General features: G+C 63.5%; 9 protein-coding genes. All 9 read right to left on the bottom strand.

Translation table 11 applies throughout. The features are described from left to right. Positions 1-127: 127 nt before the first annotated feature. A complete protein-coding gene (locus tag AC56LV_RS01110; RefSeq protein WP_499555368.1) occupies positions 128-538 on the bottom strand; it encodes a hypothetical protein in 411 nt (136 codons plus the stop codon). A gap of 81 nt (positions 539-619) precedes the next feature. Next, positions 620-1,330 (bottom strand): LuxR C-terminal-related transcriptional regulator, encoded by a 711-nt coding sequence (locus tag AC56LV_RS01105; protein WP_499555367.1) that lies wholly within the window; start codon positions 1,328-1,330, stop codon positions 620-622. Then, on the bottom strand, positions 1,327-2,034 hold the full coding sequence (locus tag AC56LV_RS01100; protein WP_499556762.1) for a winged helix-turn-helix domain-containing protein: 708 nt from the start codon (positions 2,032-2,034) through the stop codon (positions 1,327-1,329). Before AC56LV_RS01100 ends, AC56LV_RS01105 begins: the two co-directional genes overlap by 4 nt. A 158-nt stretch (positions 2,035-2,192) precedes the next feature. Then, positions 2,193-2,792 carry an NF038129 family PEP-CTERM protein gene (locus AC56LV_RS01095; RefSeq protein ID WP_499555365.1) on the bottom strand — a complete coding sequence of 200 codons (600 nt, stop codon included), beginning with the start codon at positions 2,790-2,792 and terminating at the stop codon, positions 2,193-2,195. 12 nt (positions 2,793-2,804) lie between these two features. Continuing rightward, positions 2,805-5,783 carry an ExeM/NucH family extracellular endonuclease gene (locus AC56LV_RS01090; RefSeq protein WP_499555363.1) on the bottom strand — a complete coding sequence of 993 codons (2,979 nt, stop codon included), beginning with the start codon at positions 5,781-5,783 and terminating at the stop codon, positions 2,805-2,807. 351 nt (positions 5,784-6,134) lie between these two features. Next, the gene (locus tag AC56LV_RS01085; protein WP_499555361.1) at positions 6,135-7,553 is read right to left on the bottom strand and encodes a mannose-1-phosphate guanylyltransferase/mannose-6-phosphate isomerase; all 1,419 of its coding nucleotides are present in this window, start codon (positions 7,551-7,553) and stop codon (positions 6,135-6,137) included. Then, positions 7,550-8,716 (bottom strand): nucleotidyltransferase family protein, encoded by a 1,167-nt coding sequence (locus AC56LV_RS01080; RefSeq protein ID WP_499555359.1) that lies wholly within the window; start codon positions 8,714-8,716, stop codon positions 7,550-7,552. The genes AC56LV_RS01085 and AC56LV_RS01080 overlap by 4 nt, the downstream gene beginning before the upstream one ends. 16 nt (positions 8,717-8,732) lie before the next feature. Next, a complete protein-coding gene (gene galE, locus AC56LV_RS01075; RefSeq protein WP_499501506.1) occupies positions 8,733-9,731 on the bottom strand; it encodes a UDP-glucose 4-epimerase GalE in 999 nt (332 codons plus the stop codon). Between the two features lie 595 nt (positions 9,732-10,326). Continuing rightward, a complete protein-coding gene (locus tag AC56LV_RS01070) occupies positions 10,327-12,321 on the bottom strand; it encodes a heparinase II/III family protein (protein ID WP_499555357.1) in 1,995 nt (664 codons plus the stop codon). Positions 12,322-12,480: the final 159 nt, after the last annotated feature.

The raw sequence follows: 12,480 nt of genomic DNA, 5'->3' as shown, positions 1-12,480 counted from the left end.
ATGATGCTGGATCGTTGCAACGCAACAGCGTGCAACGATCCAGTGTTCAACGATTCACTGGTAAACGACAAAGCGCGCCTCGGCGCGCTTTGTCATTGCAGGCACATGAAAATGCGCCGATGAACGATCAATTGGCTGGGGAGCCGGTGCCCAGCTGGCAAGTGCCGGCCACGCAGACTGCGCCCGGATCGGCCTTCAGCATGCAGGTCGATACCATGCCACTGGCCGTGAGCGCAGCCTTGGTCTCGGCGTACGAGCGTTCGGACAGCGCGCGCAGCGCATTGGCGTCGCTCTTTTGCGTGGAATACGGCAGGTATTCCTGCGGGCCGCCACAGGCCATGGCGCCCACGGGCAGCGTGCGGCATTGCGCGTTGTCGGTGCACGTCGGCGTGCCGATCTGGCGCCGGATGTCGGCCAGCGTGCTGGCTGGCGCCGCGCTGATGGAGGTTTCACCCTTGACCTGGGCGCGGACAGGCCCCTGGGCCTGGCTCGTGCAGGCGGTGCAGCTGACGAGCAGCAAAAGTAAGAGTTTGTTCATGGGGCTATCTTCGCGTGCGATCGGCGAACGGTCAAGCGAATTGCGGCTGCCCCGCAGGCCACGATGTTCCTGCGGCGACGATCAGAGCAGACGCAGCGCCATGCAGCGCGCCACCGCGTGCGCCCGGTTGGCCACGCCAAGCACCCGGTAGCTGCGCTGCAGATGGTTCTTTACCGTCAGCGCGCTGATGCCAAGCTGGCGCGCCACTTCTTCGTTGCTGTGCCCCGCCCGTATGCGGTCGAGCACGGCCAGTTCGCGCCCGCTCAGGGGCCGCACCGGCGCGCTGTCGGCGCCCTGCCCGGCGCTGGCGGCGACCGGCATGCGCAGCAATCCCAGATGCAGATACGGCAGCAGCAACTGCAGAAAATACATGTGGCGCGCATCCGGCCGCGATGGCATGCCCAGCAGTGCGAATACCGTGCCGGCTGCCCCCGGTTGCGCGCTGCCATGCACGAGCGCGTGGTCCATCCCCGTCGCACACAGGGCAATGTCGGTGGCATCGACCGCGACGGGCATGGCGCGTCCCGCCTGCCAGCGCGCGACCAGCGCCGGCGCCACATGGGCCTTGAGCTGCGCCAGCGCGGCGCGGTCGAGCACGGCGCGGTGCAGGCACTCGACATGGTCGACGGCGCCGGTCGCATCGAGTCTCACGCACAGCATGATCTGGTGCGGCAGCAGCGCCTGGAAGGCCCCTTGCGTCCACAAGAACAGCTGGCGCCGCTCGGTAAGTTCGACCCCTGATTCGATCGTACGCAACAGGTATTCCTGCTCCAGCTTGTCAAGGATCGTCATGCTGCCCGCACCAGCGCCGGCAGGCCGGCGGTAAAGCGGTAACCGGCGCCGCGCACGGTCTGGATGCGCTCGCCCTGCCCGTCCTGGCCCAGGGCCTGGCGCAGGCGCCCGACATGGGTGTCGACGGTCCGTTCGTCGAGCACTGCATGACGGCCCCAGACACGGTCGAGCAACTGCGGCCGCGAATGCACGCGCTCGGGATGGCGCATCAGGAACGCCAGCAGGCGAAATTCGATGGGACCGAGCAGGATCGGGCGACCGCCGGCACTCACTTGCAATGTGTCCGGATCGAGGTGCAGGCTACCGTCGCGCAAAGCGGCAGCACCGGCCGGCGCCACGCGGCGCAGCACGGACTGTGTGCGCGCCAGTAATTCGCGGGGGCTGAAGGGTTTGGTGACGTAATCGTCGGCGCCCGATTCCAGCGCCAGCACCTTGTCTGCCTCGGCGCCACGCGCTGTGAGCATGATCACGCCCATGTGGCGCGTGCTCGCGTGTGCGCGCAGACGGCGCACGAGCGTTTCGCCATTCTGGCCCGGCAACTCCCACTCGATCAGCACCAGGTTCGGCAAACCGCGCGCCATGCGCAACAGCGCACTTTCCGCATCCGGGCAACACTCGACCAGGTAGCCGGCACTGCCGAAATTGAGTCTCAATAATTGCTGGACAGCAGGATCAGGATCAACCGCGAGAATCTGGACTGGCATGGAAGGCATATGTAATGTCTGCGCGACAATACAATGACTATGCCCCAAGGATCAAATGTTTATAAATATAATTTCTTTATCGTATTTAGAGGTTTAAAGAATAAATCCGGCGCAGCGGCCTCTCGGTCGCTGCGCCGGATTTATCTGCAGTGCAGGGTTCAGCCGCGCTGTTGCATCCGGCGGGTGGCGACGATCAGCAGCAGGCCGGTGGCGAGCAGCAGCCATTCGCCTGGTTCCGGGACTTCGGCGATCTGGGCAATCTGCACGAGGTCAGGCGCGTTCACCGAGACGGCGTCCGCCATGCCTGTGATCAGGTCGATCGTGAACAGTTCGGCGTCGGCGCCCAGGTAGGCGTCAAACGTGTCATTGAGCAGCGCGACGGTGAACAGCGTACCCAGCGGCTCATTGCCCATGTCAAACGCCACGTCGAAGGAAAACAGCCCACCGAAGCTCACTGCCTGGGTGAAGAAATTTTCGCCCGTGCTGTTGCCCAGGGCGGCCCCGGCGGCAACGGTACCGGTGGCGTCACCCGCATACGTTGCATCACCCACGAAGTTGCCGCTGAAGTTGCTCAAACGGGCGATTGATTGACCCATATCCCCACCACCGTTGAAGCCCAGGTCGAGAAAGCCGGTGCCCGCAAACGACGACGTGTCGAGGGAAACCCGGTACAGCGGGCCGGCCAGCGCAGCAGGTGCGCCAACGGCGATCGAAAACGCCAGCATGGCGCGAAGGAACAGAGCGTACAGATTGTTCATGATAATTCCTGATCAGAGTGCGCCGGAAACCAGCTGCGGGGTGTAGGTAATGGACCGTTTGGCGCTATTGGTGAACGTGGTCGTGAAGGTGACGGTGGCGCCTGGTGCGACGCTCGCTTGCGGCAGCGTCAGGTAAGGCGCGCCGGCCCGCATGCCACTGCTGTTATCCAGTGTCACGCCACTCGGCAAGCCCTGCATGACGAAGTGCAGCGGGCCGGTGAGCACCGTGGCGCTCGTGTTGGTGACCGTAACCTTGCCGCTGTACTTGCCCGTGACGCGGTTGATGGCAAAGCCGCCAACGTCAACCTTGACCGATGCCGTGACATCGCTGTACGCCGGCGTCAGGTTCAGGCTCACCACCAGTGGGTCGTGATCCGATGCGCGGTAGGCATTGTTGCGGTACGGATCCTGCACGGTATCGTTCAGGTTGTAGTCGATGGTTTCCGGCTCGTCGGCATTGCTGTGCCATTCAGCGGCGCCCACCACTTGCGCGGCCAGCGAGCTGCTTGCCAGTGCGTGGTCGAGGTAGCCCGACAGGCCGTCGAACACATACGAGTACGGCATCGCGTTCGGGCGCACGAAACGCTCGAGCAGGTTCACCATGCCGGCGGCGCCGGTCAGGTGGTTGATCGGGCTTTCGAAGGCGTAGGCGTTCAGGTCACCGATGACCAGCACGTCCGGGTCGCCGGCGGCCGCGATCACTTGCGGGATGAAGTACGACGTCAGGCGCTGGGCCTGCTGGGTGCGGGTACGATCCCAGCAACCTGCGCCATTGCCCGGATCGGTATCGCCGGCGCCTGCGCCGCTGCAACCGCCCTTGGATTTCAGGTGGTTCACAACCACCGAGAACTTGCCACCGCCATTGCTGGCCATGAAGGTCTGGGCCATCGGAGGACGGTTGTTGACGGCGTTGCCGTCCGACAGCGCACTACCCACCAGCGACACGACCGACGGCTTGTAGATCATCGCGACGCGGATCGCATCGGTACCGAGCGCAACCGGCTGTGGCACGACGGCGTACTTGCCCGGCGCCGTGGCGGCATTGAGCTGCTCGACCAGGTAGCCGACTGCGATGTCACGGTTGTTCTGGATTTCCATCAGGCCCACGACGTCGGCGTCGAGCGCCGCCAGCGACTTGACGATCTTGTCGCGCTGGCGGACGAATTCGGCCGTGTTGTCGGCACCGCGGCAATTGCCGGCGGACGTCGAATTGCCAATGGTGCAGCCCTGACCGGTGCGGCCCCAGGCGTCGCGCCCATCGGTGAAGGTCGTGAAGAAGTTGAGCACGTTCGCGCTGCCGACCTTGATGCCCGCCGGCAGGGTTGGCGCCGGGGTGCGTTCGTTGGTGCGCGCAAAGGTCGGGGCCACGGTCGGCTGCAGCTTGAAACCGGCGCCGCCACCGCCCAGCGCGCCATAGTCGATGACGCCCGTCAGGTCGGTGACGGTGTCGCCGACGCGCACGGTGCCATCTTCGGCCAGGTACGGAATCACGGCTGGTGCGACAAAGATGCCGTCGTCCAGCACGATCTGGTTGGCCTGGTGCTCCTGGTACAGCGCCAGGGCTTCGGGCGAACCGAGGGGGAAGCGGTTGGTCGGGTTTTCGCGGCGGCCATTGGCAAGGATCAGTTCGCCACGGTCACCGACATTGCGGTTGCCATTCACGGTCAATGGCGACGTGAAGCGCACCAGCATGCCTTCGACACTCGCCAGATCTGCGTTCGGCAGCACGATATTGGCCGGCGTGACGGCCGGACCGGTGCCCAGGCGCTGCACACTCGTGACGTTCGAAAATTCGGTATAGCTGCGGTTGGCGCCGCTCGGGCGGTATTCGATGATCGTCCCGGTGACGCGCACCAGCTCGCCGATCGGCGCATCGGTCTGCGCGCCAAAGACATACAGGCCATCCGACGTCGACGGGTCGCCATCGCCTGCGGCGTCCTGGATGAAGAAGCCGCTGCCGACCTTGGCCGTGATCACGCCTTGCGTCGACTGCACCGTGCCGACATACGGGCTGGTTGCGCCCGAGCCCTGAATTGCAGGAATGCGCAATTCACCAGCGACATTGACGTTGACGGAGCAGGTTTCGGCGTCGCCCGCGGCATTGCCGAACTGGATCTGGACCGGATAGCTGCCGGCGGCGAGCGTATCGGCGATGACGAGACGCGCTTCGGCGCGCCCGCCAACGGTGCCGGCCGCTGCGAAGTCGAGCAGGCTGATGCCGGGACGGGCGCCGGCAATGATGCTGGCGCTGTTGACGATGCTGTCGCCATCGATGGCCGACAGGACGGTCGACGAACTGCTGCCCTGCGCAACCTGAACCGCCGCCGGGCAGGTCAGCACGATTGGCTGCACGACAGGACCGCCGCACGCCTGGATGGCCGAAGCCATGCTGCGTGGGCCGGTCACGGGCGCGGCGGCAAAGTCGTCACGGTTGTTGTCGGTATCCTGGCAGCCCAGTGCATCGCGCTGGATCGAATTGACGGTCGATGGGGCCGGTGCTGGCGCGCCCTCGGCGCGGTTGGCGCTGCCGAAGCCCACCAGGTCGATCAGGTTCGTGCCATCGCCCGCCGGCATCTGCGTCGCAATACCGGACAGCGCCACTTTGCCGCCGCCTGCCGCCATGTCGAAGCTGGCACTGGTGACGTCGCCTGTGCCCACCGGCATGGCGTTGGACTGGGTGCCGGTGCGCCCGACCATCAGGAAATACTGACCCGGCTTGAGTTCCACCGCTGGCAAGCGCGTGACCGAACCCCAGTTAGTGCCACTCGCGGACTGGTATTGCAAGCTCATGCCATCCAGACTGACCGGCGAGGAACTGCGATTGAACAGCTCGACGAAGTCGTGGCTCCACTGACCGCCGGCATTGTTCGAATGGGCGTACAGCTGGCTGATCACAACGTCGCCCGGGGCAGCCGAGGCCGTCGCAGCAAAGCCCGCGATCAAGGTCGCCAGCAGCGTGCGCCGTGGCATGAAGGATGCAAAGGTGGTCATGGATTCCCTGTTGGTTGTCGTGCAAGACATGCTTGCGGCATTCATTAACAAAAATCATAGTAAATGCGCAAATTGACAACATGATGACGCTGCATTAGTCCGAAGGAACTAATCTTCAGCATGCATACAACACAATCGGGAATTACTGTCTCAGGACGAGCTCTGACGGACGAGCGAATTGCCGCCAGCGCGCGGCAGGCAACATTCGTCGGTGTGGAAAAAGCGTGGGCCTGCCAGGGGTTGGACAGGTGATACAGGCTTCGGTAACGCAGTAGCGCGTGGCGCTACTGCCGCTGATACTCAATCGGTGAACAAGACCGCCCGAGTATCAGCGTGGCATGGCCAGATGCATCAGGCCCGCTTGTAGATGTCTTCGAAGCGGACGATGTCGTCTTCACCCAGATAGCTGCCGGATTGCACTTCGATGATGTGCAGCGGCAGTTTGCCCGGGTTTTCCAGACGGTGGTTCATGCCGATCGGGATGTACGTCGATTCGTTCTCGGACAGCAGGCTGACCGTATCGCCGCACGTCACGCGCGCCGTGCCCGACACCACAACCCAGTGCTCGGCGCGGTGGTGGTGCATCTGTAGCGACAGTTTCTCGCCCGGCTTGACCGTGATGCGCTTGACCTGGAAACGGTCGCCCGCATCGATGCCTTCGTAGTGGCCCCAGGGACGATACACCTTGGTGTGGTGCAAGTGCTCGGTACGCTCTTTCGACTTCAGGTGTTCGACCACCTGCTTGACGCGCTGCACCTGGCTCTTGCTCGTGACCAGCACGGCATCCTGCGTTTCCACGACAACGATGTCTTCCAGACCCACGACAGCCACGATGCGGCTTTCGGCGCGCACCAGCGAGTTCTTCACGCCATCCAGATACACGTCGCCGCGCTGGGCATTGCCGTTGGTATCTTTCGGCTGGGTTTCCCACAGGGCCGACCACGAACCGACGTCATTCCAGCCGATGTCGGCCGGCACGACTGCTGCGTCACGCGTGTGCTCCATGACCGCGTAGTCGATCGAATCGGACGGGCATGCCGAGAAGGCAGTTTCGTCTAGACGGCAAAAATCGAGGTCGCGGTAGGCGGCGTGCATGGCCTGGTCTGCGGCAGCGGCGATGGCCGGCGCATGCTCTTCGAGTTCTTGCAGGTAGCGCGCGGCGCCGAACATGAACATGCCGCTGTTCCAGTAATACGTGCCTTCGGCAACAAAACCTTCAGCGGTGGCGGCATCCGGCTTTTCGACAAAGCGCGCCACGTTGTAGCAATCGCTGCACTCGGCCACCGGTTCGCCACGGCGGATATAGCCATAGCCGGTTTCCGGCGTCTTCGGCACGATGCCGAAGGTGGCCAGCTTGCCGGCCGCGACCAGGCGCGTCGCGCGCTCGACCGCTTCACGGAAGGCGGCAACGTTCTCGATGACGTGATCGGCCGGCAGCACCAGCATGACGGCTTCCGGATCGATCTGTTTCAGATGGTGCGCAGCCGCGGCCACGGCTGGCGCCGTATTGCGGCCGACTGGCTCGAGCAGGATGCCCAGCGGCGTGATGCCCACTTCGCGCAACTGCTCTGCCACCATGAAACGGTGGTCATTGCCGCAAACTACCAGCGGCGCCATCAATCCAGGCCAGTTCGTCACGCGCAAGGCAGTGTCCTGCAGCATGGTTTTGTCGGCAACCAGTGGCAGCAACTGCTTTGGCAGAACGGCACGCGACAGGGGCCACAGGCGGGTCCCGGCGCCGCCGGAAAGGATGACTGGATAGATCTTCATGCGCTGACTTTCTCTTTCTTTGACTCGTTGGTGTCCGGCGTGTCCTTCCGACGCGAGGTGCGGCGATCGCGTGCATTGAGCCACTCTTCTGAAGAGTACTCGGACGTGTGCTTCATTTCGCCATTTCGGTCGACACTGTATTCCTTGAACACAATCATTTCATTTAATGTTACATCATGCAACACCCGGGTGTATTCAAACAGGACGCTGCGAACGACTTCGGCGCCTTCGCAGATGTGGCTGCCGTGGCCAATCCAGGTCGGGCCCACGATGCGGGTACCGGCCTCGACTTTGCAGCCCGAACCGATGTACACCGGACCTTCGATCGTCGTGCCTTCCCAGTCGATGCTGGTGTTCAGGCCAACCCACACTCCTGGCTTGATCTGGATGCCCGGCACATGCATGTGGTTCACTTCGCCGGTCAGCACCGTTTGCAGCACTTCCCAGTAATCGCTCATGGTGCCGATGTCGAGCCAGTTGAATGGCCGGCCCTGGGCGTAGAACGGCAGGCCGCGCTCGGCCAGCAGCGGGAACAGGTCGGAGCCGATGTCGAACGAGACGCCCGACGGGATCAGGTCGATGACTTCCGGCTCGAAGATATAGATGCCGGTCGAAATGAAGTTGGACTTGGCGTCGGCTTCGGCAGGCTTTTCCTGGAATTCCTGGATGCGGCCTTCTTCATCGGTCACGACCACGCCGTACGACGAGACTTTGTCCCATGGCACTTCCTTGGTGATGACGGTGGCCATCGCGCCCTTGCGGCGGTGTTCCATCAGCGCCGCTTTCAGGTCGAGGTCGATCAGCGCGTCGCCGCACAACACGACCGTGGTGTCGTCGAAGAAGCCGCCGAATTCCTGGATCTTCTTCATGCCGCCGGCCGAGCCGATCGGCATCGGCACGACTTCGCCGTCGTCCTTCGTGTAGCCCTCGAACGAGTAGCCGATCTGGACGCCGAACTGCTCGCCTTCGCCGAAGTACTCTTCGATTTTTTCATGCAGCCAGCTGACGTTGACCATGATCTCGGAGATTCCGTTTTTTCGGAGGTGGTCGACCAGGTAGGCCATCACGGGCCGGCCCAGCAGCGGGATCATCGGTTTTGGCAGATCGTAGGTGAGTGGACGCACGCGCGTCCCTTTGCCTGCGGCGAGAATCATGGCTTTCATTGGACGTTCCTTTGAATTATTTGGCAGTGGTTTGATAGCGCCATACATCGGCGCACATTTGAGCGACATCGCGTTCGGCGGTCCAGCCGAGTTCGTCGCGTGCCTTGGCCGGGTCGGCGTAGCATTTCGCCACGTCACCCGGGCGGCGGTCGACGATCTGGTAGGCGACCGTGCGGCCACTGGCCGCTTCGAACGCGCGAATCATTTCCAGGACGCTGTTGCCGCGTCCTGTACCGAGGTTGTACGCGACGATGCCCGGGCCCTTGGCCAGGCGGTCCAGCGTCTTGACGTGGCCGATGGCCAGGTCGACGACGTGGATGTAATCACGCTGGCCGGTGCCGTCGGGGGTGTTGTAATCGCCGCCGAAGACCGACAGTTTCTCGCGCTGGCCATTGGCAACCTGGGCAATGTAGGGCACGAGGTTGTTTGGAATGCCGCTTGGCTCTTCGCCGATCAGGCCGCTCTCATGGGCGCCCACCGGATTGAAGTAGCGCAGCAGCGCAATGCGCCAGTCGGGCTGGGCCTTGGCCAGGTCTTGCAGGATCTCTTCGATCATCAGCTTGCTGCGGCCGTACGGGTTCGTGGCCGAGAGCGGGAAGTCTTCGCGGATCGGCACCGAGGCCGGGTCGCCATACACGGTGGCCGACGACGAGAACACGAGCGACTTGCAACCGAACTTGGCCATCGTTTCGAACAGCACGACGCTGCCCGAGACATTGTTGTCGTAGTAGCGCAGCGGCTCGGCCACCGACTCGCCTACCGCCTTCAGGCCGGCGAAGTGGATGACTGCTTCCGGCTTGTGCTCGGCGAACGCTGCTTCCATCGCCGCGCGATCGCGGATGTCGGCTTCGACGAAGGCGAATGGCTTGCCGCTGATGCGCTGCACGCGGTCGCGTACCGACAATTGGGCATTGGACAGGTTGTCGAGCACCACGACGTCGTGCCCTGCGCTTTGCAGTTCGACGACCGTGTGCGAACCGATGTAACCGATGCCGCCAGTAACGAGAATCTTCATGTGTTTGCTCTCTGCCTTCACTTTTTGTGATCGATTGTGTGCAATAGCCGTGATGCTTCGAGCTAGTGCCTGACGCGATTTACGACTGTTTGTTGCTGTTCGCTGCTGCTGCGAGCGTTCCCGGAACGTTGCAACCATTGTCCTTTGAGCAACGGGACAGGGGTGACATCCGATTGCTGCGGTTGCGGCGCACCATGCCTAGAATACATCTGCTCGACCCGCGCACGATATCTTCGTGTGTACGCAACGAGAATTCGTGCCTGCCCTGCCCTTGCATCTCTCTGTCGTCACCCGACCGATCGATGTCAATTGAAGCGGCTGGACGCTGTACGACACGTGCCGCAACACGGTTCGGTATGTCGTGCAGCTAAAGCTTATCTATTTTACAACGCATCGATCAATTCCGTGCGCACGCACGCGTGTGCACGGGGCAACACTCGTTCTGGCATGCAGGATTGCACTGCAACATGAGGTTCAGGATGCGTTCTGCTCCCAAGGGTTTCTCGACGAGATATTGTCCGTCAGGCAATCCGTGAGGGCAGCGAGGTGCAGCGACAAGCCGCGTGCACGGCGTGCCTCTGCTGCGGGCAATGGGTTACTTTTCGTCGATGAACGTGACGGAAAACTTGCACTCCACCGGCACGGCGGACGAAACAGTCGAGATCCGCAGGACGTCGCACGGCACCTTGGACTGGTACGTGGCCGAGTACCATCCGAGCGGCGGATTTTCGGCGCCGCGTACCAGTTCGAGGTGCAGGCCCTCGCCGCTGGCCTGCATCTGCAGCACGAAGCGGCGGCCCCGTACAGCCAGGCCGTTGCTGGTCAGGCGCACGTCCAGCCCGGGCGCGAAGTGCCAGAACAATTCGACCTTGTGCGGCTTCTTGCCGGACACCTCGTCGCGCACGGTCAGGGTGTTGCTGGCGCTCTCGAAGCGGACACTGCGTACATGGCGGACTGGATCGGGCAGGCGCGCATAGCCGTCGTGCGAACCGCGGAAATCGAATTCGTGGGGCGAAGCCGGCATGCGCTCGATGCTGGCCGCAGCCTTGCGCAACCACATGAACCGCCCGCCCGAGACCGACTGGTCCACGCCGTCGATGCGCACCGTGTTGTGGCTGGACGTGCCGCGAAAATAATCGCGCCATTTGTCGTCCTGGCCGTACGAATAAGTTCCGGGATCGACCAGGCACGGTTCACCCGCGACCGACAGCGCCAGCGCCAGCGCGTCGGCGTGGCCGTGGGCAGCCACGCCCAGGTAGCCCAGTGGGCCGCAGTCGAGCAGGCCCTTGATTTCGTCGGCTTCGCCAAAGCGATTGCCGAACAGCAGGTAGCCGCCATCGGGAAAGGCCCAGCCCGTATCGACCTCGTGCGGATCGCAATCGGGCCGCCCGCCCGGCAGCGTGTGCAGCAACCAGCGCACGCCGGGGTGACTGTCGGCATGGCCGCCGAAGACGGTATCGCCCAGCGCCAGCAACTGCGCAGCGCGGTCCATGCCCGATGCGTCCAGGCGGAACACGCAACCATCGTCGGCGTCGCCCACGGCGGGCACATTGCCACCCACATCGCGTACCGAACGCAAGAAGCGCAGCGCGCGCTGCAGGCTGCCCCAGTAAGCGCGCGAAAACGGTCGCAGGCTGTGGCCGCCGGTCTGAGCCAGCAAGCCGGCCACGAACAGGAATTCGCAGACGAACAAATGGTAGCCAAAGGCCTGCTCGCGGTTGACACCATCACGCGAGAATTGCGCCTGGGCTTCCACTTCCAGTTCGTTCTGGGCCAGCGCCTGCCAATCGCGCGACTCTTTCCAGCACGGCCAGGTGACGGCGCCCATGTACAGGCCGGCCAGTTCGCCGATCAGGTGGTTGTTGGCCGACGAATGGCGCGACAGGTGGCGCGCGATCGTACGGCAATGGGCGTGAATGCTGCCGAGCCAGTCGGCGCGCAGGCGTTGCCCGGCGTCGCCCTCGAACAGCGCGCTGCGGTCACCACCGATCAATTGCCAGATCAGACTCCAGTTGATCAGGCGGATACCCAGCTCCCGCGAACTGGTCCAGTTGGGACCGGTCAATGGCGGACACTGCTCGAGCCAGCTGCGCAGGTTTTGTTCAAGCGCATCCATCCAGCGCGTATCGCGCGTGAGCGTCCAGGCCTGTGCCAGCCGCACGAGGTGCAGGTGACGGTTCAGTTCCCAGACATGCTTGATGTCGCCCACCAGCTCGCGGTCGTTGATGGCGAGGTCGCCCCGGTACACGGCTGGCGCGGTCACGCCGGTGTCGGGATCGCGGTTCCATGCGGTTGGCACGTCCACGTCGAAGCGGCCATCGGCAAACAGCACGACGTGCCCTGCGCAGATGCGCTCGGCGTCCAGCAGCAACGCCTCGACCTCGCCTGGATCGAGCTCAGGCGCACCGCGCACGCCCAGGTTCAGGGTCGGCACGGCCGGCGGCGCCGAGCGCGCCAGCGCCAGCTGCGTGCGGCCCGCCATGCTCCGCCCGAGCCGGATCGCAGTGGCCTGCTGCACCCGGTATCCCATCTCGGCCACCGACATGCAGCGCAAGCGGTTCACAAGCCACACCATGTTTGTTCCGTTCATCGTGCTTCCTTCATGCAGAATTCTGCCTCGTCAACCGATTGCCGTCCGCCGCCAGGCGTCCGTACATCGCAGCGTACCTCCGGTGTAGGGGCGATGAACGCCGCACCCTCGCGCTCAAGCACTTGATAAAGGCACAATTTTTCCGATGATACATTCATC

This window comes from Telluria sp. RB2R28, from assembly GCF_059685835.1.
Note: the sequence above shows the minus strand (reverse complement) of the source record. Positions and strands in the feature narration are given on the sequence as shown.

Bases quoted from the DNA above. Each gene is read 5' to 3' on its own strand.
- AC56LV_RS01110 (WP_499555368.1), bottom strand. From the start codon at position 538: ATGAACAAACTCTTACTTTTGCTGCTCGTCAGCTGCACCGCCTGCACG.
- AC56LV_RS01105 (WP_499555367.1), bottom strand. From the start codon at position 1,330: ATGACGATCCTTGACAAGCTGGAGCAGGAATACCTGTTGCGTACGATC.
- AC56LV_RS01100 (WP_499556762.1), bottom strand. From the start codon at position 2,034: ATGCCAGTCCAGATTCTCGCGGTTGATCCTGATCCTGCTGTCCAGCAA.
- AC56LV_RS01095 (WP_499555365.1), bottom strand. From the start codon at position 2,792: ATGAACAATCTGTACGCTCTGTTCCTTCGCGCCATGCTGGCGTTTTCG.
- AC56LV_RS01090 (WP_499555363.1), bottom strand. From the start codon at position 5,783: ATGACCACCTTTGCATCCTTCATGCCACGGCGCACGCTGCTGGCGACC.
- AC56LV_RS01085 (WP_499555361.1), bottom strand. From the start codon at position 7,553: ATGAAGATCTATCCAGTCATCCTTTCCGGCGGCGCCGGGACCCGCCTG.
- AC56LV_RS01080 (WP_499555359.1), bottom strand. From the start codon at position 8,716: ATGAAAGCCATGATTCTCGCCGCAGGCAAAGGGACGCGCGTGCGTCCA.
- galE (WP_499501506.1), bottom strand. From the start codon at position 9,731: ATGAAGATTCTCGTTACTGGCGGCATCGGTTACATCGGTTCGCACACG.
- AC56LV_RS01070 (WP_499555357.1), bottom strand. From the start codon at position 12,321: ATGAACGGAACAAACATGGTGTGGCTTGTGAACCGCTTGCGCTGCATG.